28 protein-coding genes and 1 CRISPR repeat array are annotated in these 21,592 nt (G+C 39.5%); of the genes, 11 read left to right on the top strand and 17 right to left on the bottom strand.

Going from position 1 to position 21,592, the window contains the following annotated elements; all coding sequences use genetic code 11:
* Window positions 1-446 precede the first annotated feature (446 nt).
* Window positions 447-803, bottom strand: coding sequence for a hypothetical protein (locus SAGCYANO_RS45415; protein WP_237396556.1), 357 nt, complete (start codon window positions 801-803; stop codon window positions 447-449).
* A 24-nt stretch (window positions 804-827) separates the two neighbouring features.
* The gene (locus SAGCYANO_RS45410; RefSeq protein WP_237396555.1) at window positions 828-1,508 is read right to left on the bottom strand and encodes a vWA domain-containing protein; all 681 of its coding nucleotides are present in this window, start codon (window positions 1,506-1,508) and stop codon (window positions 828-830) included.
* A gap of 559 nt (window positions 1,509-2,067) precedes the next feature.
* Between SAGCYANO_RS45410 and dprA the strand changes: the two genes are divergently transcribed.
* On the top strand, window positions 2,068-3,210 hold the full coding sequence (dprA, locus tag SAGCYANO_RS23255) for a DNA-processing protein DprA (RefSeq protein ID WP_202222245.1): 1,143 nt from the start codon (window positions 2,068-2,070) through the stop codon (window positions 3,208-3,210).
* Between the two features lie 939 nt (window positions 3,211-4,149).
* On the top strand, window positions 4,150-4,674 hold the full coding sequence (locus tag SAGCYANO_RS23250) for a hypothetical protein (protein WP_202222244.1): 525 nt from the start codon (window positions 4,150-4,152) through the stop codon (window positions 4,672-4,674).
* Window positions 4,675-5,091: 417 nt separating this feature from the next.
* On the opposite strand, the gene SAGCYANO_RS23245 is transcribed toward SAGCYANO_RS23250, so the two are convergent.
* The 3 genes from SAGCYANO_RS23245 to SAGCYANO_RS23235 form a co-directional block, all read right to left on the bottom strand.
* On the bottom strand, window positions 5,092-5,238 hold the full coding sequence (locus SAGCYANO_RS23245) for a hypothetical protein (RefSeq protein WP_202222243.1): 147 nt from the start codon (window positions 5,236-5,238) through the stop codon (window positions 5,092-5,094).
* A 119-nt stretch (window positions 5,239-5,357) separates the two neighbouring features.
* Complete coding sequence (locus SAGCYANO_RS23240; RefSeq protein ID WP_202222242.1) at window positions 5,358-6,512, bottom strand: extracellular solute-binding protein; 1,155 nt, start codon at window positions 6,510-6,512, stop codon at window positions 5,358-5,360.
* Window positions 6,509-7,075 carry a phycobiliprotein lyase gene (locus tag SAGCYANO_RS23235; RefSeq protein ID WP_202222241.1) on the bottom strand — a complete coding sequence of 189 codons (567 nt, stop codon included), beginning with the start codon at window positions 7,073-7,075 and terminating at the stop codon, window positions 6,509-6,511. Before SAGCYANO_RS23235 ends, SAGCYANO_RS23240 begins: the two co-directional genes overlap by 4 nt.
* A 405-nt stretch (window positions 7,076-7,480) precedes the next feature.
* A CRISPR array of direct repeats spans window positions 7,481-8,831; the repeat unit is 37 nt; unit sequence GTGGAAACTTACCCTAATCCCTATTAGGGATTGAAAC.
* Between the two features lie 363 nt (window positions 8,832-9,194).
* Between SAGCYANO_RS23235 and SAGCYANO_RS23230 the strand changes: the two genes are divergently transcribed.
* On the top strand, window positions 9,195-9,485 hold the full coding sequence (locus tag SAGCYANO_RS23230) for a hypothetical protein (protein ID WP_202222240.1): 291 nt from the start codon (window positions 9,195-9,197) through the stop codon (window positions 9,483-9,485).
* Window positions 9,486-9,793: 308 nt separating this feature from the next.
* Here SAGCYANO_RS23230 and SAGCYANO_RS23225 read toward each other — a convergent pair whose 3' ends face one another.
* Window positions 9,794-10,018, bottom strand: a complete 225-nt coding sequence (locus SAGCYANO_RS23225) for a hypothetical protein (RefSeq protein WP_202222239.1) — start codon at window positions 10,016-10,018, stop codon at window positions 9,794-9,796.
* The gene (locus tag SAGCYANO_RS23220; RefSeq protein WP_202222238.1) at window positions 10,015-11,820 is read right to left on the bottom strand and encodes a S8 family peptidase; all 1,806 of its coding nucleotides are present in this window, start codon (window positions 11,818-11,820) and stop codon (window positions 10,015-10,017) included. The genes SAGCYANO_RS23225 and SAGCYANO_RS23220 overlap by 4 nt, the downstream gene beginning before the upstream one ends.
* A 535-nt stretch (window positions 11,821-12,355) precedes the next feature.
* Here SAGCYANO_RS23220 and SAGCYANO_RS23215 point away from each other — a divergent pair.
* The 5 genes from SAGCYANO_RS23215 to SAGCYANO_RS23195 all read left to right on the top strand — a co-directional run bounded on the left by SAGCYANO_RS23215 (window position 12,356) and on the right by SAGCYANO_RS23195 (window position 14,890).
* Entirely contained in the window at window positions 12,356-12,916 is a 561-nt protein-coding gene (locus SAGCYANO_RS23215) for a YHS domain-containing (seleno)protein (protein WP_202222237.1), read from the top strand.
* A 567-nt stretch (window positions 12,917-13,483) separates the two neighbouring features.
* Window positions 13,484-13,882 (top strand): hypothetical protein, encoded by a 399-nt coding sequence (locus SAGCYANO_RS23210; RefSeq protein WP_202222236.1) that lies wholly within the window; start codon window positions 13,484-13,486, stop codon window positions 13,880-13,882.
* 219 nt (window positions 13,883-14,101) lie between these two features.
* Window positions 14,102-14,242, top strand: a complete 141-nt coding sequence (locus SAGCYANO_RS23205) for a helix-turn-helix domain-containing protein (protein ID WP_202222235.1) — start codon at window positions 14,102-14,104, stop codon at window positions 14,240-14,242.
* An 86-nt stretch (window positions 14,243-14,328) separates the two neighbouring features.
* Window positions 14,329-14,628: a hypothetical protein gene (locus tag SAGCYANO_RS23200; protein ID WP_202222234.1), complete on the top strand. Its 300-nt coding sequence runs from the start codon at window positions 14,329-14,331 to the stop codon at window positions 14,626-14,628.
* On the top strand, window positions 14,618-14,890 hold the full coding sequence (locus SAGCYANO_RS23195) for a transposase (RefSeq protein WP_202222288.1): 273 nt from the start codon (window positions 14,618-14,620) through the stop codon (window positions 14,888-14,890). The genes SAGCYANO_RS23200 and SAGCYANO_RS23195 overlap by 11 nt, the downstream gene beginning before the upstream one ends.
* Window positions 14,891-15,255: 365 nt before the next feature.
* On the opposite strand, the gene SAGCYANO_RS23190 is transcribed toward SAGCYANO_RS23195, so the two are convergent.
* The 8 genes from SAGCYANO_RS23190 to SAGCYANO_RS23155 all read right to left on the bottom strand — a co-directional run bounded on the left by SAGCYANO_RS23190 (window position 15,256) and on the right by SAGCYANO_RS23155 (window position 19,701).
* Window positions 15,256-15,444 carry a hypothetical protein gene (locus tag SAGCYANO_RS23190; protein ID WP_202222233.1) on the bottom strand — a complete coding sequence of 63 codons (189 nt, stop codon included), beginning with the start codon at window positions 15,442-15,444 and terminating at the stop codon, window positions 15,256-15,258.
* Window positions 15,445-15,448: 4 nt separating this feature from the next.
* Entirely contained in the window at window positions 15,449-15,964 is a 516-nt protein-coding gene (locus SAGCYANO_RS23185) for a pyridoxamine 5'-phosphate oxidase family protein (protein ID WP_202222232.1), read from the bottom strand.
* A 170-nt stretch (window positions 15,965-16,134) separates the two neighbouring features.
* On the bottom strand, window positions 16,135-17,148 hold the full coding sequence (locus tag SAGCYANO_RS23180) for a GNAT family N-acetyltransferase (protein WP_202222231.1): 1,014 nt from the start codon (window positions 17,146-17,148) through the stop codon (window positions 16,135-16,137).
* A gap of 119 nt (window positions 17,149-17,267) precedes the next feature.
* Entirely contained in the window at window positions 17,268-17,906 is a 639-nt protein-coding gene (locus tag SAGCYANO_RS23175) for a GNAT family N-acetyltransferase (protein ID WP_202222230.1), read from the bottom strand.
* A gap of 64 nt (window positions 17,907-17,970) precedes the next feature.
* Entirely contained in the window at window positions 17,971-18,453 is a 483-nt protein-coding gene (locus SAGCYANO_RS23170) for a DUF3368 domain-containing protein (protein WP_202222229.1), read from the bottom strand.
* Window positions 18,434-18,697 carry a UPF0175 family protein gene (locus SAGCYANO_RS23165; RefSeq protein ID WP_202222228.1) on the bottom strand — a complete coding sequence of 88 codons (264 nt, stop codon included), beginning with the start codon at window positions 18,695-18,697 and terminating at the stop codon, window positions 18,434-18,436. Before SAGCYANO_RS23165 ends, SAGCYANO_RS23170 begins: the two co-directional genes overlap by 20 nt.
* Before the next feature lie 211 nt (window positions 18,698-18,908).
* Window positions 18,909-19,505 (bottom strand): transposase, encoded by a 597-nt coding sequence (locus tag SAGCYANO_RS23160; RefSeq protein WP_202222227.1) that lies wholly within the window; start codon window positions 19,503-19,505, stop codon window positions 18,909-18,911.
* On the bottom strand, window positions 19,489-19,701 hold the full coding sequence (locus tag SAGCYANO_RS23155; protein ID WP_202222226.1) for a hypothetical protein: 213 nt from the start codon (window positions 19,699-19,701) through the stop codon (window positions 19,489-19,491). Before SAGCYANO_RS23155 ends, SAGCYANO_RS23160 begins: the two co-directional genes overlap by 17 nt.
* On the opposite strand from SAGCYANO_RS23155, the gene SAGCYANO_RS47945 reads away from it, so the two are divergent.
* Window positions 19,695-19,823, top strand: coding sequence for a hypothetical protein (locus SAGCYANO_RS47945; RefSeq protein ID WP_255502668.1), 129 nt, complete (start codon window positions 19,695-19,697; stop codon window positions 19,821-19,823). The genes SAGCYANO_RS23155 and SAGCYANO_RS47945 overlap by 7 nt on opposite strands.
* 98 nt (window positions 19,824-19,921) lie before the next feature.
* Here the strand turns inward: SAGCYANO_RS47945 and SAGCYANO_RS23150 are convergent, their stop codons facing one another.
* Complete coding sequence (locus tag SAGCYANO_RS23150) at window positions 19,922-20,152, bottom strand: hypothetical protein (protein ID WP_202222225.1); 231 nt, start codon at window positions 20,150-20,152, stop codon at window positions 19,922-19,924.
* A gap of 70 nt (window positions 20,153-20,222) precedes the next feature.
* Between SAGCYANO_RS23150 and SAGCYANO_RS23145 the strand changes: the two genes are divergently transcribed.
* Window positions 20,223-20,660, top strand: coding sequence for a hypothetical protein (locus SAGCYANO_RS23145; RefSeq protein ID WP_202222224.1), 438 nt, complete (start codon window positions 20,223-20,225; stop codon window positions 20,658-20,660).
* Here the strand turns inward: SAGCYANO_RS23145 and SAGCYANO_RS23140 are convergent.
* Complete coding sequence (locus tag SAGCYANO_RS23140) at window positions 20,645-20,875, bottom strand: hypothetical protein (RefSeq protein ID WP_202222223.1); 231 nt, start codon at window positions 20,873-20,875, stop codon at window positions 20,645-20,647. The two genes, SAGCYANO_RS23145 and SAGCYANO_RS23140, sit on opposite strands and share 16 nt — an antisense overlap.
* 70 nt (window positions 20,876-20,945) lie before the next feature.
* Here SAGCYANO_RS23140 and SAGCYANO_RS23135 point away from each other — a divergent pair, with 70 nt between their 5' ends.
* Window positions 20,946-21,572, top strand: coding sequence for a hypothetical protein (locus tag SAGCYANO_RS23135; RefSeq protein WP_202222222.1), 627 nt, complete (start codon window positions 20,946-20,948; stop codon window positions 21,570-21,572).
* Window positions 21,573-21,592 lie beyond the last annotated feature (20 nt).

Genomic DNA, 21,592 nt, shown 5'->3' with positions numbered 1-21,592 from the left:
GAATTAAACTAAATTACTATTATATTACTCTTTCCCTGTTATAGCCATCCTATTTAGCTATTATTATAAACCACATTCTGTGCTTAAAATACAGCCCAAAACTAGCATAAGATTGAGAATCCCTCCGAACATTCACGGTAGGGAGTATGTCAATCTTCTATTAACAACCCTTCCAGGGAATAGTAGTTCAATAAGCCCAATTATCTTGCCATTTAACCGTACCTTCTTCAGCTAATAACCATTGCCGAGAAACTAAATTTTCTCGCTTAAGGTCCGCTAAAAATCCATCTAATTATCAAGATAAATGGCAAATTTTCCCCAGAGCCAGGGAATCAAATTCCCTAGCCCAAATTATAGCAGTCAAAGGAAAGGGCGCGGACATATCAAAAGCTTAAAACTCAGAGCCAGATTTTTTCTTCTTCCTTCTTCCTCCTTACTTCTTCCTTCTATAAACTCCAATCTTCAACTTCATACAAAAAACGAGTTCCACCAATTAATTTCCGATTCACGGATGTACTCTGAACAAACACCACATATTTCTCCAAATTATTAGGTTTAATTCGCACTGTTGTACCATGAGGTAAACCTAAAATTTCCCGTGCAGATTCTCCTTCAAATAAATCTCCTGTTGCTCGATCCATTAAAATAATTTCTTTTTTACCTTGAATAGTTTCGGTCTTAGTAAACTCATAAAAACCACGCCCTTTATTGAAAGTCAAACCATTTTCTAGAACAAATTTTTTAATCGGTTTATTCTCATCCACTTCTAATACTTGGAACCTTCCCGGTGTCACAACTCGCAAATATGCTGACTCATAAATACTGGTTTATTCTCGATTTAACATGGTATTAAAAATTTGATTTAAACCACGATTCATTCGCCCCATATCTAAAATTTCTTGTTCATAACTTTGCAGCTCTTCATCTGAAGATTGTTGATAACAAACTGCTAAAAATAAATCATTAATATAAGCAAATTGGTCTAACTTGATATGAAACCCACCCGATTTTTCTGCCAATTCTTGATAAAACATCGTGGCATGACGACGATTTAATGCTTGTACGCCATAAATTGTAATTCCCATATCTGATAATTTATTCACTTCTTCTCGCCAATTTAGCTTCTGAGGATTTTGACTAGGTGGATGAGGAATATCGTCTCCAATTAATACTAAAGATTTGGTAGTTTTCGGAGTCCAAGCAAAAGATTGGGCTTGATGTAATACTAATTCATAACATTCTGGCGCGTCTCCACCACCTGTCTTTCCTACCCTTTCTACAAAGTTACAAATAGCATCTATATTTTGGGATAATTCTAATTGTTTAGTCACATAAGTAGAGTGGCGATCGCAATAATCTCCATGAGCAATAATTCCAATCCGAATACCAGGAATTTCTGACATTAATCGAGTTACTGAACTTTGGATTTTTCGGCGTACTTGAGTTAGGCAAGGATACATACTGCCAGTTGTGTCAAAGCTGAATACTACTTCTATATTATTAGTCATATTTTTTCTCCAATTTTTGACAAAATTTCCACAGAAAATCCCTCGGTTTCAGCTTAGAAATTAGCTGCTACCAATTAGATAAATTAGTCAGGTTTGAAAGCTTTCTTTGTATAGCTATCAGCTATCAGCGTTTCCTACGGAATGCTCCGCAAACAACATTCAGCTATTGCTTCGACTGCTATAACAGGAAATAGGGATAGGGAACAGGGGTAAAACATTTTCCTGTCTGAGGTTCATCATCAGTCTATGTCCTAAGCAACTTGTTCCTTGCTGTATATTTATATTTTAATCAATGTTGAACAAAACGTCAATAATAGATTGAAGAAAAAATCAATAAATTTACTTTTAGATTTTAGATAAATTCTGGGAGAGCCAGAACCCATAAAATATAGCAGTACCTTCTTTACTTTGGCGTTTGACAATAAAGTAGGGACGTTGCCTGCAATGTCCTCCACTATACACGCCAGAGAAGCTGTTTGCGCAGCATGACCTAGGAATAGCTGACTGCTGACCGCTGACTGCTATCTCAAAAACACCAATTGCTCAAGAGGAGAAATAATTGATAGAAGAACGTGCCTACTGGCTGGCATGGGCCAAAATTAGTGGTATAGGTCCAATTGCTCTACAACGACTCAAACAACAATTCGAGACTTTAGCAGTAGCTTGGACGGCCAGCCCTAAAGAATTAGGCCAAGTGCCAGGATTTGGCCGCCAGAAGATAGAGAAAGTAGTGGAAGAGCGATCGCGGCTCGACCCAAAACAACTGATAGAAGAACACACGGCCAAAAATCCTGATTTCTGGACTCCAGCAGACCCAGACTATCCACGCCTTTTGCAAGAAATTCCGACACCCCCTGCTCTGCTGTATTATCGAGGTATAGTTGACCCCCAAGAAATTCTAGGTATTACTCCGACGGTAGGAATAGTCGGCACTCGCTACCCCACGGAATATGGTCGTCGTTGGACTCGGAAAATAAGTTCGACCTTGGCAAAAAGTGGGTTTACTATTGTTTCTGGACTAGCTATGGGAATTGATACTGAGGCACATAGTGCTTGTTTAGAAGCAGGGGGGCGAACAATTGCTGTTTTTGGTAATGGGGTTGATACAGTTTACCCGAAGGAAAATAAAACTCTTGCGGAAAAGGTTATTAAACAGGGGTTGGTTGTGAGTGAATATCCGGCAGGTACGAGACCAAATTCTAAACATTTTCCTCAACGTAACAGAATTATTGCAGGATTAAGTAGGGCAGTTTTAGTGATGGAAGCTCCTCAAAGGTCGGGTGCTTTAATTACTGCAGATATGGCAAATGAATTTTGTCGAGATGTGTATGTTTTACCTGCTCGTTTGGATGATGAAAAATCTTATGGTTGTTTGCAGTTAATTAATCATGGTGCGGAGGTAATTCCGATTACTATGGATAAGTTATTAGAAATGTTAGGAGCAATACCACCGTTAGATATTGATGTGGTAGAACCTCCTCAACAATTATCTTTATTTGAGGAGAAAAAACGGGATTCTATTCCAGATTTAGAACCTCTTTTAGCGAAGGTTTTTCAACATATTTCTAGTGAAGCTATTCCTGTAGATTTAGTTGTTCAAAAAACAGGTTTATCACCTGGAGATGTTTCTAGTTCTTTATTACAGTTGGAGTTATTAGGGTTAGTTACTCAGTTACCAGGAATGCGTTATCAAAAAAATTAATATATAGCGCTAGGGAATAGGGAATAGGGAATAGAGAATAGGGAATGGGAAACACCGAAGCAATCAAATTATCACATCTGATTCTTGATTGTTATAGTAGGGAATATGGTATAGAGAAAAGTGGAAAAAAATCGGACTGTATTTGATTCATTCTGTAGGGGCGTTTTGCTCCGCAACATATAAAGCAGATTCCATCTTTGTGAAATATACCCATAGCGAGCAAGATGCTCGCACTACAAATATTTAATTGTTAATATCTGTACTTCATATAGTTGAAATTTGCTGTAATTATCTTTAGACAGTTTTCACTGTTGCCTATTCCCTATTGCTTTTTTTCTGCTATATTTTGTGCAACTTCTGCCTTTTCTACTCAAGCTTGATGTTGAATATCAAATGATTACTAATTTTTTTTCTCTTCCTTCTTCCTTCTTCCTTCTTCCTTCTTCCTTCTTCCTTCTTCCTTCTTCCTTCTGAATAATGACTAAATTTTTACTTGTTCCTTATTCCTTATTCCTTATTCCTTATTCCTTATTCCTTATTTATTCTTCCTTCTGAATAATGATTAAATTTTTACTTCTTCCTTCTTCCTTATTCCTTCTTTCTTCTGAATAATGATTAAATTTTTACTTCTTCCTTATTCCTTATTCCTTCTTCCTTCTTGCTTCTGAATAATGACTAAATTTTTACTTATTCCTTCTTCCTTCTTGCTTCTGAATAATGATTAAATTTTTACTTATTCCTTCTTCCTTCTTCCTTCTTGCTTCTGAATAATGACTAAATTTTTACTTATTTATTCTTCCTTATTTCTTCTTGCTTCTGAATAATGATTAAATTTTTACTTATTCCTTCTTCCCTCTTCTTTCTTATTTCTTCTTCCTTCTGAATAATGACTAAATTTTTACTTATTCCTTATTCCTTATTTCTTCTTCCTTCTGAATAATGACTAAATTTTTACTTATTCCTTCTTCCCTCTTCTTTCTTATTTCTTCTTTCTTATTTCTTCCTTCTTCCCTCCTCCTTCTGAGTGCCACTGCCACACCAAAAGTTATTTTTCCCACCTGTCCGAGAAACGAAATTTCTCAACTACCCCAACCTCCTTTATCTCAAACTCAACCAAGTATTCCTAGTCTGTGGTTAACCCAAGATTTCTTTGGTGAAGAACTTATTTATACTTGGTTTGTTGACTCTGATGATAATTGGGTAATTTTGGTAGTCAGAAAATTAAATTGGGATAATCAAGGCTACCTAGAACGTTATAAATTTATTAATCATTTTGGCAATGTAGCTAGACAATATGGCTATAACTTACAAGTATGCGAACCTCGTAATAAAAAACCAATTGCTGCCTATTTTTGTAACTTTGAAACTGCTCCATTAAATTGTAATGTAGAAATTGATTATAGATTTGGTAGAAGTTTATTTAGTCTACCTAAAGATTTTGAATTTATCACTACAGGAGAGTGAATATTGAGCTTCATTAGTGGATAATGGATAATGGATAATGGATAATTACCTCTGGTTAAAACCGTTACGGAATTGAATATAAAGAAATATTATTTCTTCTCTTGGTCGATTGGATATGGCGCAGGTTTCCTCCCCATTCCACCCTACGGGAAGCTCCGCTTTTTCCGTTTGTCATGCTACGCAAACATGTCGGCGACAGCCGTTAACGTAGTTATGCGAAGCAAAACGACCGCTGTCTTGGTTGATTGGATATGGCGAGGAGACCTCGCCATCCCTCAACCGCTTTTTTCCCCTTAAAAGGGGATGCTTTAAACCAAAATTATTTAATAATTAATAATTAATAATTAATAATTAATAATTAATAATTCGGTAACTAGATTTCTTTACTCCCAATTTTTCAAACAATTTTTAGAAGAATTAGTAGTGGTGCATTCCATTATTTTTGTTACGATATACAGCAGTGGGAGCATCTTGCTCCCGTGCCAAGCATCCCTTATTTTTGTTACGAGAACAGTGGGAGCATCTTGCTCCCGTGCCAAACATCCCTTGTTCCTTGTATACCATTACTATCAAAACTTACACAGAGACTCTACATATAGCAAGGACAAATACCATTAGCCCCTACAGATTGTGGTTTCAAAGTCAATTTGCGTAATTCCTGACTATGCAGGACTACCAAATATTTAACCAGATTTCATCCCAACAAATAGACGAATTTCTCGCCATAATTGCCTATATTGTTCAATGGTACTATCTGCCAGTGGATAGAGAAAATCACTTTTTTCTAGAATATCTTCTGGAGGTAATAATAAAGAATTATCTTTAATTTCTGAAGTTAATTCAGTTGGATTTATCCCTGGTATAATTGGAGAAGTAGTCTGAGTTATTAAAGACATTTGTTCTGCTATCTCAGTTTCCCAACAAAAATCAATCCATTTTTCTGTTAAAGAAGTCTCCACAGTTGCAGCAGGTTTTACCCATAAATTAGACCATAAAGCTGTACCAGATTTAGGTATTACCGCAGCAATATCTTTGCGGGTTTTAATCAGTGGTAAAATATCGTTAGACCAACCAACAGCTAACCAAGTATCTCCAATAATTAGAGATTGTAAATAATTATTGGAAGCGTAATATTTAACTTGTTGATTTAGTTTAACCAGTTCCGATTTTAAATTTTCAACTTTACTCAGATTTTTAGCATTATAAGACTTACCCAATTTTTTCAGAGTTAAACCAATAACTTCTCTAGGTTGATTTAACAAAGAAAATCTATGGCGTAATTCTTCTTTCCATAGATCGCTCCAGTCTGTAGGTTGCCATCCCAAAGCTTTAAACTTATCAACTCGATAAGCAATTAATGTTGTACCCCATTGATAAGGTGCTGCCCAAATTTTCCCTTCGGGGTCTGCATAACCTTGATTATTACGCTTAACTAACTCTTGCCATTTTTTCGGCAAATTATTCCAATTTTGTAAACTTTCAGAATTAAGAGGTTGAATTAATTCTTGTTTAATTGCATTTGCTAACCAATAATCTCCTAAAGTAACAAGATTAGCAATGTTTATATTTTTTGTTTGTTCTGTAGATGATTTTTGCTCTTCTAATAAAAGTTTCCTCTGCCAACTTTGCAGCAGAGAAAATAATTCTGTTAAATTTTCCTGGGGTTTAAAATTTAATGTAGACTGAGATGTTAATTCCCTCTTAAACCTTGACACCATTTGAGCAGGAATAGTGTTTTTTAACAGTTGAATATTCAAATCTCCCTGAGTCTCACATCCTGCTAAAAATTCAGCTAAAGTTATCGCTGTAGCTCCGATTAAAAAATTCCGTCGCTTCACTTTTTCTGATTACTTAATATACGTTTTTCTAGATATTGACCAATCATTTTTTGTTCGCCCGCACGGGAAATAATAGTTTGCCGTGTCCGGTATTTATGGCCGATTTGTTTAATTTCTTCCTCAAATACAGACCCATTGTACTCTGTTCTGAGACATAATGTGTTAGGATCGGATAGACGATATTTAGCTATGATGGGGTTAATAGTGGCAAAAGCGCGATCGCGATACAAAATTAAGCCTCGAACTCCAAATATTGTTGACCCTTCAGACTGTTTCTTACCCGATACAGAATCTTGACTAAGCCAACTGACTAATGAACCACAAATCATAGCTGTTTCAGGATTTTGTAGTTTATGGAGCTTGGCTAATTCTATAAGTTCTGGACTTCCTAGCTTGAGAAATTTAATTGTTAAATGACTGACAATTTCTTGGGTATTTCCTTCGGGTAAAGTGTAGTAACGTCTTTCGGAATGCCATTGACCTTCGGAGCGTTGAAAATATTCAGTGATTCTTGAGTCTGCAATTTCTAATGTTTGTGTGGTGTTCTTTACGCCTAATTCCATTTAATTTTATCCTCTGGGTTATTTTGGTATCAAACTAACTGTAATTTGTCAAGAGTTTTGTTTAATTTGTTACTCCTATTAATATATCCTTTTTTTCTTAATGGTTTCCGGACTGGCCATATTGTTGATAGTGAGTTTGAGATAAGGGGTTGATTTGCGACGATCAGTAGCTGTAGAACAGAAGGGGTGAAAAAAAATGGCTGAAGTTAAGTTTGGGCAAGGGTTTGATGTTGGTGGAGTAGTTGAGGCGGTCGTCGCAATTTTGCAAATGCTTATTTGGCAAGGGTTTTGGCTGTTTTTTTCTGTGGCCTATTGCGGAGCTGTGGCTGGAAATGCTATATTTATAGATGTACGTCGCAAATGTACCTTGAAAATTAAATATGGCCTGGGTTCTAGAATCCGGCAGTGGAAACTTACCCTAATCCCTATTAGGGATTGAAACGCAACTCTTTATTGACCTGGCTATAATATTGAGAAATCGTGGAAACTTACCCTAATCCCTATTAGGGATTGAAACTAAGACGACCTAACCTGGATTCTTATATTTCTGCGTGGAAACTTACCCTAATCCCTATTAGGGATTGAAACCAATTAGTGCGTTTAATTGCCATCTGTAAATGAGGTGGAAACTTACCCTAATCCCTATTAGGGATTGAAACTAATTCCATTTCAATTAGTTCTAGTAGTGATTTGGTGGAAACTTACCCTAATCCCTATTAGGGATTGAAACATCATATCTCCCAGAATACCAGACATAAATCCTATAGTGGAAACTTACCCTAATCCCTATTAGGGATTGAAACTTTATCTTTTCTAGCACTCTAGCTGCTACTCTAGGTGGAAACTTACCCTAATCCCTATTAGGGATTGAAACGAAGACTCTTGTACATGAATTTATCACCACTCTTGTGGAAACTTACCCTAATCCCTATTAGGGATTGAAACATCCGTTTGTGGAGAAGTCCTCGGGGTTCTCTTAGTGGAAACTTACCCTAATCCCTATTAGGGATTGAAACCCTTTTGTTTATCGTTTTCGTCGTTTTTATCCTACAGTGGAAACTTACCCTAATCCCTATTAGGGATTGAAACGCAGACAACAAGGCACCTAACGATAAACTGCCAATCCGTGGAAACTTACCCTAATCCCTATTAGGGATTGAAACAGTATCCCAAATTAAAAGGTTGATTTTTCCGTCAGTGGAAACTTACCCTAATCCCTATTAGGGATTGAAACTATTGCATTAAGGATTTGAGAATTGCTCATTCCCTCATTCGTGGAAACTTACCCTAATCCCTATTAGGGATTGAAACGAGGTATTTAGCTTTCGAGGTTTTTGTTGATTTTGTGGAAACTTACCCTAATCCCTATTAGGGATTGAAACAAAGACGGCAATTAGCAAAAGACTTAGGATATAAAAAGTGGAAACTTACCCTAATCCCTATTAGGGATTGAAACGGATGACTTACTTTTACTCCACCCGCATAAGAATTAAATGTGGAAACTTACCCTAATCCCTATTAGGGATTGAAACATTAGATTCAACTAAATCTAAATATTCGGTTTTATTTTTTGGTGGAAAATTACCCTAATCCCTATTAGGGATTGAAACCCATTGAGTACCAATACATAAGAGCCATCAGCAAATGGTGGAAAATTACCCTAATCCCTATTAGGGATTGAAACTACAAAATCAGCTTGATTTCCGATAGCTAATTCTTGTGGAAAATTACCCTAATCCCTATTAGGGATTGAAACCTGACAGCTAAATCTCAAAAGACCTTAGTAGGTTGGGTTAAGCGGTAGCGCAACCCAACAGATAGAAGTTCCTTGTTGGGTTTTTTTTGTGACAATTCATCAAAAAGTTCTTTTAATAGGTGTAGCGCAACCCAACAGATAGGAGTCCCTTGTTGGGTTTATCCTCCGGATAAGCTGCGCTAACGCGGACTCAACCCAACCTACAAAGTGCTACTGAAATTTGCCCCCCGAGCAAGCCAACTTTGGGGGGGAACAAGAGTCAATTTGCTTCTAAAAGTCCCCCAATTTTGGGGGATTTTAGGGGGCAATTAACGCGGACTCAACCCAACCTACAAAGTGCTAATACCATGCTTTTTTAAAGAAGTGGAAACTTATCTAAGATTGAAACAAACAGAAATGGGCGATCGCGCATTGCCATTATTTTTATTACAAGAACAGTGGGAGCATCTTGCTCCCGTGCCAGATATTCGCGATCGCAGTTTTTCTAATCTCCTCCTGCATCGTATTCGGAGGACTCAACTTTTTCAAGGTCGGAAAGCCCTTGAGGGTATCCTCACCCATAGTTTATGGGCGGAACATCAACTTTCTGTGCAAGTACACATTGAAACGGGTGAGCCACGAAATCATTTGCACTCACCGATGGCAAATGTCTAGCTTTGTCTAGTTTTCAATAAGGTGCTATATATGAAGTACAAATATTAAACTAAGATATCGCTCTCAAAGGCGAGGTTTAAATAAAATTTTTGGGCGTTGGTGAATCAACATAAGAATTAAGATATTTGGGCGAACCGTAATCAAGGTCTGTAGGGACCTTGGATGCAAGTCCCTACCTATTCCCTATTCCCTATTCCCTATTCCCTAAACACGAAAATCATAGCTAAATTCACCAACGCCAATTTTTGTAGTGGAGCATCTTGCCCGCTACAGGTGTACTTCACTGATTTGAAACCTGCTATAACTCACTATTCCAATATCTCAAAAGACTCAACTTCTAATACCGGACCAATCATTGCTAAAGTCATCACATCATCTCGCACCACACCTGTAACCCTTACCTTCAGGTCAGACTTACATAGCTCAGTCGGAGCATCCTTCAACTCATAAGTCTCACCCTCAGTTACTAACCCCCAAGTGCCAGTACCAAAACCTTTCTTTTCCACAGTACCACTCACTGTAATGCTACTCATGCTAATTTCTCCTCCGTTCTAATTGCCAAACGTGCTAAACCTAAGCATAAAAATGCATTAACAACTAGGAAAATTTGAGCAGCAAAACCAGAACCTAATCCCCAAACTGCCGGATATACAACTGCACTTACAGCCAAACAGCTAGCAACACCAATAGTTGTGCCGATCGCTAACCACTTCCATTGCTGATTTCCTAATAACAACACAATTAACAATGCTGGAATCAAAACACTAGCAAAAATGGGATTCAAAATACCACTACCTTGAATAGCTCCACCGACTTCAGGTAGGGAACTACCCATCACACGCATAGGCCATTGTGGTAAGTCGAAGATATAGAAACCACGGAGGAAAAATAACCCACTGCTACCAGCAACTAATCCTGTATGGAGAGGGAAACTCCAACTGAAAGGAAAATAATTCCGCAGGAACCAAGCTAATATATAAGACCCCAAGACCATTGCCAACTTCGGTAACAATGCCACAGCACCACCATCAAGCCAAAAACCAGGACTGAGATACCCATTATCATGCAACCACCGGAAGAAGTCGCGGAAAGTAATTTGACCTTTTATTGCCAATTTGACTGCAGCAGCAGCATCTAACTGACCTGCACCAAAATGATTTAGTGGGTCTTCCTTGACAACTCTGGCAGATTTTTTGAGGATATTGGCAATTTCCTCTGGGTCTTCAATACCACTAGCTTTGATTAATGCTGCCACACCTGCAACGTGGGGAGATGCCATGCTAGTACCTTGGAAGGAAGCAAACACACTCTTGTCATTTTCTGGGTTAATAGTTTCTTGCAAAATACCACCAGTTTCATTTTTGCCAGAGGTTGAGCCACCAGGAGCAGAAATATCAACTCCTGCACCAAAGTTAGAATAGGAAGCTTTTTCTCCAGCTGGGTCAGTGGCAGAGACACCGATAACGTGGGGATAACGAGCGGGATAACTTGCTGAATTTTGGCCAGAGTTGCCCGCAGCAGCAATAACGACTACGCCTTTACTATGAGCATAGTTGATAGCTTCTTTCATTATTTGGCTTTCACCGCCGCCACCAAGACTCATATTGATGATGTCTGCACCGTTGTCAGCAGCAAATTTTATAGATTCGGCAATATCGGAAACTGTACCGCCACCACTAGCAGATAATACTTTTAAAGGCATAATGCTGGCTTCGTAAGCAATACCTGCTACACCATATTCGTTATTGGTAGACTGGGCAACAGTACCTGCAACGTGGGTGCCGTGACCATTATCGTCAGTGGCTAAAGTCCGGTCGTTGACAAAATCATAGCCAGACACAAATTTTGTTTTTTCCAGGTCGGGAACTCTGGTGACTCCTGTATCAATTACCGCTACAGTTACGCCGTCGCCTTTGGTTTCATTCCATGCTTCCTCTACGTTAATGCTGCGGAGGTTCCATTGTTTCCCGTACATAGGGTCGTTGGGAACACCCTTAGTGCCCTCAAAAATGATAGCATTAGCGCTATAAATATAGTTGGGTTCTATGTATTCAGTATATTTGTTGAGAGAGCTTTTCAGTTCTTTGAGAAGTTGGCGATCGCCCTTGACAATATACACATTATCTGATAAAGAAAATTCACTATTTAGACGAGGAGAGACTTGGTATTGTTCGGAGATTGTCTTAATTTCATCGACAATTTTAGTAACTCCGATATCTTCACGGAAGTCTAATACAATTGAGTCATAGATTCCTTTATTGGCCAAACCTGTAAAGTTAGATAAGGCCCAACCAAGCCCAATTAAGAATAAGCAGACAAACAGAAATTTTTTCATTGTTTGAGATATTCACTATACTGAGGACTTTCTTACTACTCTAGCTCAGAGTTGACAATATTGGACGGTTTCAGAAGTCAGAAGTCAGAAGTCAGAAGTCAGAAGTCAGAATTTAACCCACCCCTAACCCCTCCCAACCCACCCTAACCCCTCCCTGGAGGAGAAGTAGGATTTGAGCTTCGCTCCAAAAAATTTGGCCTTAAAAGGCGGGGTTGCGCGACCCTTATGATTTTGATAATATTATGGCACTTCACCCCGCCGAAGAACTACGGCTCAGTAGGAATCTCCACGCCTTTAGGCCGGAGACGCTTCAGTTATTAAATAATTAATACAGACAAAGTCCCTTTTTAGTCATTAACAACTCAGTTAATGTTAATTATTCTTATGTTTATTTCTCCCCACTCCCCACTCCCCACTCCCCATAGGGGTTGTTATGAAAAAGAGTTTCAGGAATTTCTCACAGCCTCCTCAGTTGACTGGCCTAAGTTAAAGATGTCTATCCTGCAATGCCAAAATCCTTTTGAGAGAAAGTTAAATGAAACGTCGATATTTTGTCCTTTCTTCAGTTAGTTTCGGGTTGGTCATAGGGTGTGCTTCCCTAGAAACAAAAGATTCCCTTCAGTCATCAGTGGAACTATCCACAGATTCTGTATCGCCTGCTATTGCCGTATCGTCCAACAAGGCTGATGAATCTCAAATAGCCAATGTCACAGAGCCGATTTTTGCGGAAAACGGAGTTGCCATTCGAGGTACTGACCCAGTTGCCTATTTTCAAGTAGGTAAACCTGTCCCAGGAAATAAACAATTTACTCACAACTGGATGGGTGTCAACTGGTGGTTTTCCAGTGCCAAAAATCGCGACTTGTTTGCAGCTTCCCCAGAGCAATATGCTCCGCAGTATGGCGGTTTCTGTGCTTTTGCCGTTGCTAATGGATACACTGCCCCTATTGTTCCAGAAGCCTGGAGCATTGTCGATGGGAGGCTATATCTCAATTTCAGTTTAAGGATTCGCGATCGCTGGGAACGCGATATTCCAGGCAATATTGCCCGCGCCAATGAAAACTGGCCTGCTGCCGCCGCCAACTTTCGGGGGTGAGGATTCAAGAATTTAGAATTTAGAATTTAGAATTTAGAATTTAGAATTTAGAATTTAGAATTATATCATGTCCGGTAGCATCGGTATTGTATAGCGAAGGTAAGGAAGAAGGAAGAGGGAAGAAGGAAGAAGGCTTAAAAGCTTGAAAAAACCTAAATTTCCTGTAGATATTTACCCTTGGATTTACACAAACGATACCAGCGGACATGATATTACCTCTCCTTCAAAAGAAGAGAATTGACTCAAAGGAAAATTTTTCTTTTTATCCTCTTATAAAGAGGAGGCTTTCAACCACAATTTTTCGGTAAAGCTCTAGTGCCGCTACACGGAAGTTAAAATGCCGGATGATTTTAATAGTCTTGTGGAATGGACATCTTGCCCGTTCCCGATATTTTCCCGTTCCCGATATTTTCTAGCCATATGTAGGGGCGAATGGCATTCGCCCTGACCCGATTTAGTGTCCGTGCATAAATCCTGTAATCTTTATATTTTGTGAAATTTGCTCACCATCTAAAATTGAGAGAAGATAACTAGAAAATCTAAAGGTTAATATGGAAAAGAGGTTTATTGTGGTTGCCCCTATTGGGTGTGTTTATCTGGTTAGCTTGGGCAGGTTGGAATGAGTATCAAAAGTTGGAAGCTTACCGCGCTTGGGCAGAATCTTTTGAGAAAGCTAAATATGATATTTATGCGGTATTGGGTCAGAATGGTGAAAGTATAACTTGGGGAAAACCAACGCGCAGTGGCCCGATAAATTTGCAGACTTTTTCTTTGCAGGATGTGCGATCGCTACAATTATTGGTTAACAATAAACCTATAGATATAGAAAACCCAGTAAGTCAGGGTAAGGTAGTTTTGGAGTTTATTTTTTCTGAGTCTAAAAATATTAAAGTTCCGTTTACAGATATTGATTTAGCGATTAATTGGTATAAATATTTAGATTCTATCAGGACTCACGCAAATTAACCTTGAAAACGCGATATGTAGGGGCGTTTGCGGAGCATGACCTTAGGAAATGGCATTCGCCCTCACTTGATAAGCGTGTCCGTATGTAGGGGCGAATGGCATTCGCCCTCACTGGATAAGTGTGTCCGTGCGTAAGTCATTTCTATTTTGAGGGTAATTAACAGCTTGACATAATCATAGATTATCTAGTATATTCTATGATTATCTATATTTTATTTTATGCTACTAGGATTCAAAACGGAGTTACACCCAAATAACCAACAAGAAACCTTGCTAGCTAAACACGCAGGTGTGGCTCGCCATGCCTGGAATTGGGGATTATGGCTAACTAGAAACATTCTTAATTCCCTATTCCAATAATCCTTCAGGTAAACTTAAATTCCCCACTGCAATTGACCTTCATAAACTATTAGTAGCAATGGTTAAACCTAATAACTATTGGTATTATGAAGTATCTTGAGTCTGCGCCTCAATATGCTTTGAGATATTTATCATCAGCTTGGAAGCGAAGATTCAGTAAAGTGTCTGGTCAACCTAAATTCAAGAAAAAAGGTAGGGATGATAGTTTTACTTTAGATGGCTCAATATCGGTAGGCTTTAATCACATAAAATTACCGAGAATTGGATGGGTTAAAACCTTTGAAATATTACCAGACAATGTTACTCCCAAGTCAGTAACTATTAGTAGAAAAGCTGATAGATGGTTTGTCAGTTTCGCTCTGAGACTCAGCTTCCATAAATACTGAGAAATCAACAGATGTAGTTGGTGTAGATTTAGGTATAAAATCTCTAGCTACGTTATCTACTGGTGAAGTATTTGAAGGCGCTAAGTCTTACCGAAAGTTAGAATCTAAATTATCACGACTGCAATACCTCAACAGACATAAAACTAAATTTTCTAATAATTGGAAAAAATCTCAACTTAAGATAGCTCAGTTACAAGGGCAGGATAGCCAATATCAGTGTGCGCTGGTATATTTACAAATTCCAGGAGATCCCAATAGCTAAAAGTCTCATAAAATCGGCTTTTTATTCCCCTATTGCCTGTTGCCTATTACTTGTTGCCTGCGCACAGCGCTATACTTGCAATCTGCTATAATATCGTGTCCGTTGGTATCGTTTGTGTATAAAGTTGGGGAAATATCTACCGTCATATAAGGTTTTTCCTTGTATTGTAGGGGCGTTAACGATAGTTATGCGCAAGCTTTCGGCCGAAAGCTTGCGCATAGCTCCGCTAACGCCCCTACAGGGTTTTGGTTATGACGATGTGGTTCATCAATCAGCAAAAGCGCTGTAACCGGATTTGATATGATTTCTTGAGTAATATCAAATCCGTTTAATTCGGCACGTAAAAAATGTTCCATCTTCAACCATTACCAAATATTTCTTAATCTCCCCATCCCCCCATCCCCCATCTCCCCATCCCCCATCCCCCCATCTCCCCATCCCCCATCTCCCCATCCCCCATCTCTCCATCCCCCCATCTCTCCATCCCCCATCCCCCGATCTCCCCATCTCCCCATCTCCCCATCTCCCCATCTCCCCATCCCCCATCCCTCCATCTAATTACACCGATACTACCGGATTTGATATGATTTCTTGAGTAATTTCTACTCTTTTGTCAAGAAAATAATCCTCGTAAGGTTCTTTGACATTAACCCAAATAGTTGTTGGCATGAACCGGAATAAACGTCGCGGTCCTGAGTTAAGAAAATATTTTTTGTCTCTTTTTGGTTTGCCATTTTTCGTGTAGATAGTATCAATTGCTTTATTGAATATTTTGTTTTCTGCTTCAATAACTTCAGCTATACCTTTGAAATAAACACCAAATCCTTCTCCACTCAATGCTGTTGAATCATAAACAACTGCAAAAACCTGCCCATTATTAATAATATTTTGAGAGTGCTGATTTTCTATCCATGATGACCAATAAAATGTGTAATCTTCATCAAAGCCGCAATAGACAGGTGAGTTCCAAGGGTTTCCTTCTTTATCTACTGTTGCTAAGGTGAGATAGGTAATTTCATTGAGTACTTGTTTGGCTTTTTCAGTAAGTTGATCGATAGGAGATGATATCTGCATTTTTTCAACTTCTCAAATGAATTTCTGGTAGTGGTGCATTGTAATGGTAGTCTATTTTAGTTATTTTGGTCAAGGAGAATGGCAGTGAGAGCATCTTGCTACCTTATATGACTCCTGAGTTCCTCCTGGGAGGGGTTAGGGTGGGTTGAATCCTGAATTCTAATATGTATTTAATTGAGCGAGTTTTGTTGAAAAATAGGTAGACCTTCTGGTGATAAAACAATATTACCTTGGCTATCTCGTTCTACATCACGAAATAGATAATTACCAGAATCATCTTTTTCTAAAACTAATTTTCCTGCCTGCATTTTATAACTGGGAGGATGAAATTGAACCATACCTTGATGCTCAAATATTTGACCAGAATCATCTTGTAAAATTGGACTTACTACTAACTCTCCATTAGCATCAAATACCCAATCTTGAGTTTGTGGGTCTCGCAATGGAGTAGGATAAATAGGTAGGTTTTTTGATGTTTTAATTAACTGCCTACTACTATCAGTAATTGGATAAATAAATACAGGTTTATCCTGATTATTGTAAACCAATTCATTAGTTTTAGGGTCTCTTAAAGGAATCGCACCTGGTAATGGTGGTTCTGGTACATCTAATTCTGGATGAGGCGGGTGTAAACTAGGTGAATTAGTATTAGGTAAAATTTCATAATGTTTGCTAAATTGAACTGCTGTAGGTGTAAAACCAGAGCGTTTTAATAATGCTTGCATACCTTTTTGGTCGGCAGCAATTAATAAGTCAATATCACTTACTTCCATTTCTTGTGCTTTTTGAATGGCGGTATTTGCTAATAATTGAATGTTTTCTGGTTGACGATGTTCTGGTTGAACGTACATTCCTAAAACTGAACCGATACGCCGAGGTAAAAAAGGATTTTCTAGTTCATGTTCTTCTAGAAATTCTGCTGGTAAGTTAGGTGGTGGTGCTTCATCGTAGAAATAGATAAATATACAGCCTACTATTTGAGTTTGATTGTTAGTTTGAGCTTCTAAAATATAACAATAAGATAGAGGTTTATTGAGTTGATGGCTGACATATTTTTCGTAATCAAAGTTGGGTTTGAGTTTCATTGATGGGTCAATACTTGCCCGTTCGGTGGCAAATCCTGCCCAGAGGGGTGCTATTGCTTGACTGTCTTCTGGAGTTGCTAATCTATGAGTGTAAGTCATTTCAGTTATCAGTTATCAGTTATCAGTTATCAGTTATCAGCAGCTCTGGGTTTAGCCAGAGGATTGAAATACTAAAGTTTATTTTTTATCATACCTTTAACTTTCTTCAATTCTTACTTTTAATTTTTGACTTTTGACTTTTGACTTTTAGGAAGTGGTTCCAATTCTGGTAAAGGTTGGTGCAAGTCTGGTAATTCCTCCTTGGGGTCGATACTGTAATGTTTGCAAAACTGGAATGCTTGTTGTTTGAATCCCCATTTTTTCAACAGGGCCTGCATTCCGGTCTGTTCGGCACATACTAATAGGTCGATGTCGGTTACTTTCATTTCCTCGGCTTTGTCTATGCCTGCTTTGGCTAATATTTGAATGGCTTTGGGGTCCCGGTGTTCTGGGTCGAGGTACATTCCTAATATGGAACCGACTCTGCGGGGGATAAACGGGTTTTCTAGTTCGTGTTGAGGTCGGTATTGTTCGTCCAGGTATGATGGTGGGTTTTCGTCGTAGAAGTAGATGAAGAGGCAACCGACTATGGTGGTTTGGTTGTCTTGATGGTGTTCCAGGAGGTAGCAGTAGGAGTGGGGTTTGGTAATTTGGAAGGTGACGTATTCGGTGAAGTCAAAGTCTGGTTTGACTTGCATGGCGGGGTCTAGGTGTTCGCGACTGTGGACAAGGGCTTTCCACAGGGGGGCGATGGTGGGTACGTCGTCTAGGGTGGCTAGTCTTTGGGTGTAGGTTTGGGTGGTAGTTGTGTTTGTCATGGTTTTTTTGTGGTTGGTTGGTTTTGAGGAAGGGAGCGCTCTTGTTCGAGCTAAGAGTGGGAGATTATTCTCCTGCTATATCTAAAACTTGTTGGCGTACATCTTGGGAAATCCACATACCAGAATTTTGTAAGCGTTCGACCAAAGGGGTTATTCTATCAGTTAATCCTTGAGATTTAGCTTCTAACAAAATTTTGAGTGTTCCCCACACTGTAAAACCTAGATTTTTTGCTGCCCGTCTGGCTAATCCATCATCAAGTAGTAACAAGTGTTTAGGGTTGGATATGGCTAAAGCTAAAACGGCTGATTCGCCCTTGCCTAAGTTAAGATTAGCTATTTCAGGTGGAATGGTAACTGGTTCTATTATTTGCAGCCAAGGATAGAGTGCTAGATCGGGAACGTCAAAGCCGAGACGTTGACCTTCTGCTAGTTCTATAACTACTGCTTGGGGAACCCAGATACTATCGAATAAAGTTCTCAACCAGTTTATAGAATCTATTCTGTGCAAGTAGAGCAGGGGAGATGTATTACTGATTGCTGCTGGCACGTTCTGCTTCCAATTCTTGTAATTCTTGAGCAAAGGGAAAGATTTGATATTTGTCTAAGTTGAGTAGGAATTCTACTCGTGACATTCCTGCTAGTTCGGCTGCTTTGCCAGAGGATAAACGTGCCATTTCATAGAGTTTTACTGCTGCTAATGTCCGTAATTCTCTGGCAAATGTTGTGGCATCTGCGTTGGTTGCTGCCAACACTGATTCGGGGATTTCGATTGATATTTGGACAGGTTTCATTGGAGTAGGATTTTTTTTGGATGTTAATGATGGTTTAATATTAGCCTATTTTTGACTCAAAAAAGCGATAGATAGCTTTTTCTGATAACTGGCAACTGAAAGGGGGCGATCGCTTGTCGCATATTTCTGTGGAATGATTGGTATCTATGGAGGGCGAATGCCATTCGCCCCTACATGGTTATTTGGTAGGCAATATTTGTGGTCATTGTGATTACCATTTTGAAGGATTATTAGGATGTAATTGATCAATTTCCCATTTTAAAGGATTTTCTATTATGTATTGTCTAAGTTGATTTAATGATGTTTCATTTCTAATAATATGTTCGTAATAATTCCGTTGCCACACGGGAGCAGATGTAGCTAATTGTTCGCCATGATAGCGAATCTGATTGATACGTTTAGTAACAGCAGATTTGAATCCTGCCATTAATGATGATATTGAACGAGGTTTCATCCGTAGGGGGGTTTGATGTCGCGAAACAAAATGGTCGTGTAGGGGCGAACGGCCGTTCGCCCCTACAGGGTTATTCGCCCCTACGTTATTAATTACAACGATGCCATGTAAATGATTTGGCATAATTACCGAATAGTCTAATTCTATTTCTTGGCGTATTTGTGCCGATCGCTCCCATTCTTCAGCAACTACCTCACCTAGTTGATTTAACTGCATTTTACCGTCAAGAATTTCTCCAAATAGAGTCTGACGGTTGTAAGTACAAATAGTGAGAAAATAGGCTCCTGCTTGTGAATAGTCATAACCTCTGAGGCGAAGCGATCGCCGATGATGTTTGTTAGGATCGTAAGACATAAGGTTGATATTTCTTGTTTTTTCCCATTTTATCAGATTTTTGTTTTACTGGAATGATTGGTATCCGTAGGGGCGAATGCCATTCGCCCATAGATTGTTGTGTTGGTCGTGGTTTTTGGGTGTTTTTTTGGGTCTGGGGCAATCGACTATTCCATATTTTGAGGAAATAATTGGTATCCGTAGGGGCGAATGGCATTCGCCCATACCAGATTTATTGGGAAAGCAATAGTTATTGTGTTTGTCGTGGTTTTAGGGTTGGTTTGGGAGAAAGGAGCGATCGCCTATTTCATATTTCTGTGGAATGATTGGTATCCGTAGGGGCGAATGGCATTCGCCCATACCAGATGTATTGGGTAAACAATGATTGTTATGTTGGTCATAGTTTTAGGGTTGGTTTGGGAGAAAGGAGCGATCGCCTATTCCATATTTTGAGGGAATAATTGGTATCTGTGCGGGCGAATGCCATTCGCCCCTACACATTTCAGGGGTTCGCTGTTACCTCCTGGGTGGCTTGTCTTTGGGTGTAGGTAGGGGCAATGATTGTTGTGTTTGTCATGTTTTTTTGTGGTTGGTTGATTTTGGGTCAGGGGCGATCGTCTATTCCATATTTTGAGAGAATAATTGGTATCTGTGCGGGCGAATGCCATTCGCCCCTACACATTTCAGGGGTTCGCTGTTACCTCCTGGGTGGCTTGTCTTTGGGTGTAGGTAGGGGCAATGATTGTTGTGTTTGTCATGTTTTTTTGTGGTTGGTTGATTTTGGGTCAGGGGCGATCGTCTATTCCATATTTTGAGAGAATAATTGGTATCTGTGCGGGCGAATGCCATTCGCCCCTACACATTTCAGGGGTTCGCTGTTACCTCCTGGGTTGCTTGTCTTTGGGTGTAGGTAGGGGCAATGATTGTTGTGTTTGTCATGTTTTTTGTGGTTGGTTGATTTTGGGTCAGGGGCGATGGCCTATTCCATATTTTGAGAGAATAATTGGTATCTGTGCGGGCGAATGCCATTCGCCCCTACACATTTCAGGCGTTCGCTGTTACCTCCTGGGTGGCTTGTCTTTGGGTGTAGGTAGGGGCAATGATTGTTGTGTTTGTCATGTTTTTTTGTGGTTGGTTGATTTTGGGTCAGGGGCGATGGCCTATTCCATATTTTGAGAGAATAATTGGTATCTGTGCGGGCGAATGCCATTCGCCCCTACACATTTCAGGGGTTCGCTGTTACCTCCTGGGTTGCTTGTCTTTGGGTGTAGGTAGGGGCGATGATTGTTGTGTTTGTCATGTTTTGTTGTAGTTGGTTGATTTTGGGTCAGGGGCGATGGCCTATTCCATATTTTGAGAGAATAATTGGTATCTGTGCGGGCGAATGCCATTCGCCCCTACACATTTCAGGGGTTCGCTGTTACCTCCTGGGTTGCTTGTCTTTGGGTGTAGGTAGGGGCAATGATTGTTGTGTTTGTCATGTTTTTTTGTGGTTGGTTGATTTTGGGTCAGGGGCGATGGCCTATTCCATATTTTGAGAGAATAATTGGTATCTGTGCGGGCGAATGCCATTCGCCCCTACACATTTCAGGCGTTCGCTGTTACCTCCTGGGTTGCTTGTCTTTGGGTGTAGGTTTGGGCGATGGTTGTTGTGTTTGTCATGGTTTTTTTGGTTGGTTGATTTTGGGTCAGGGGCGATCGCCTATTCCAGATTTTGAGGGAATTCTTGGTATCTGTGCGGGCGAATGCCATTCGCCCCTACACATTTCTGGCGTTCGCTGTTACCTCCTGGGTTGCTTGTCTTTGGGTGTAGGTTTGGGCGATGGTTGTTGTGTTTGTCATGGTTTTTTTGGTTGGTTGATTTTGGGTCAGGGGCGATCGCCTATTCCAGATTTTGAGGGAATTCTTGGTATCTGTGCGGGCGAATGCCATTCGCCCCTACACATTTCTGGCGTTCGCTGTTACCTCCTGGGTGGCTGGTCTGTGGGTGTAGGTTTGGGCAATGATTGTTGTGTTTGTCATGTTTTTTTGTGGTTGGTTGATTTTGGGGAAAGGAGCGATCGCTGTTTGTATATTTTGAGGGGATAATTCATACCCGTAGGGGCGAA

Origin of the sequence: Okeania sp. KiyG1, from assembly GCF_014132355.1 — a bacterium.
GTDB lineage: Bacteria > Cyanobacteriota > Cyanobacteriia > Cyanobacteriales > Microcoleaceae > Okeania.
The sequence above is the reverse complement of the archived record's forward strand: the minus strand, read 5'-3'. Positions and strand labels throughout refer to the sequence as shown.

Excerpts from the sequence above, each read along its gene's own strand:
- SAGCYANO_RS45410 (WP_237396555.1), bottom strand. The coding sequence starts at position 1,508 with ATGACTAATAATATAGAAGTAGTATTCAGCTTTGACACAACTGGCAGT.
- SAGCYANO_RS23250 (WP_202222244.1), top strand. The coding sequence starts at position 4,150 with ATGACTAAATTTTTACTTATTCCTTCTTCCCTCTTCTTTCTTATTTCT.
- SAGCYANO_RS23245 (WP_202222243.1), bottom strand. The coding sequence starts at position 5,238 with ATGGTATACAAGGAACAAGGGATGTTTGGCACGGGAGCAAGATGCTCC.
- SAGCYANO_RS23235 (WP_202222241.1), bottom strand. The coding sequence starts at position 7,075 with ATGGAATTAGGCGTAAAGAACACCACACAAACATTAGAAATTGCAGAC.
- SAGCYANO_RS23225 (WP_202222239.1), bottom strand. The coding sequence starts at position 10,018 with ATGAGTAGCATTACAGTGAGTGGTACTGTGGAAAAGAAAGGTTTTGGT.
- SAGCYANO_RS23220 (WP_202222238.1), bottom strand. The coding sequence starts at position 11,820 with ATGAAAAAATTTCTGTTTGTCTGCTTATTCTTAATTGGGCTTGGTTGG.
- SAGCYANO_RS23215 (WP_202222237.1), top strand. The coding sequence starts at position 12,356 with ATGAAACGTCGATATTTTGTCCTTTCTTCAGTTAGTTTCGGGTTGGTC.
- SAGCYANO_RS23205 (WP_202222235.1), top strand. The coding sequence starts at position 14,102 with ATGCTACTAGGATTCAAAACGGAGTTACACCCAAATAACCAACAAGAA.
- SAGCYANO_RS23200 (WP_202222234.1), top strand. The coding sequence starts at position 14,329 with ATGAAGTATCTTGAGTCTGCGCCTCAATATGCTTTGAGATATTTATCA.
- SAGCYANO_RS23190 (WP_202222233.1), bottom strand. The coding sequence starts at position 15,444 with ATGGAGGGATGGGGGATGGGGAGATGGGGAGATGGGGAGATGGGGAGA.
- SAGCYANO_RS23185 (WP_202222232.1), bottom strand. The coding sequence starts at position 15,964 with ATGCAGATATCATCTCCTATCGATCAACTTACTGAAAAAGCCAAACAA.
- SAGCYANO_RS23180 (WP_202222231.1), bottom strand. The coding sequence starts at position 17,148 with ATGACTTACACTCATAGATTAGCAACTCCAGAAGACAGTCAAGCAATA.
- SAGCYANO_RS23175 (WP_202222230.1), bottom strand. The coding sequence starts at position 17,906 with ATGACAAACACAACTACCACCCAAACCTACACCCAAAGACTAGCCACC.
- SAGCYANO_RS23165 (WP_202222228.1), bottom strand. The coding sequence starts at position 18,697 with ATGAAACCTGTCCAAATATCAATCGAAATCCCCGAATCAGTGTTGGCA.
- SAGCYANO_RS23160 (WP_202222227.1), bottom strand. The coding sequence starts at position 19,505 with ATGTCTTACGATCCTAACAAACATCATCGGCGATCGCTTCGCCTCAGA.
- SAGCYANO_RS47945 (WP_255502668.1), top strand. The coding sequence starts at position 19,695 with ATGGCATTCGCCCATACCAGATTTATTGGGAAAGCAATAGTTATTGTG.
- SAGCYANO_RS23155 (WP_202222226.1), bottom strand. The coding sequence starts at position 19,701 with ATGCCATTCGCCCCTACGGATACCAATTATTTCCTCAAAATATGGAAT.
- SAGCYANO_RS23150 (WP_202222225.1), bottom strand. The coding sequence starts at position 20,152 with ATGGCATTCGCCCGCACAGATACCAATTATTCTCTCAAAATATGGAAT.
- SAGCYANO_RS23145 (WP_202222224.1), top strand. The coding sequence starts at position 20,223 with ATGATTGTTGTGTTTGTCATGTTTTTTTGTGGTTGGTTGATTTTGGGT.
- SAGCYANO_RS23140 (WP_202222223.1), bottom strand. The coding sequence starts at position 20,875 with ATGGCATTCGCCCGCACAGATACCAATTATTCTCTCAAAATATGGAAT.
- SAGCYANO_RS23135 (WP_202222222.1), top strand. The coding sequence starts at position 20,946 with ATGATTGTTGTGTTTGTCATGTTTTTTTGTGGTTGGTTGATTTTGGGT.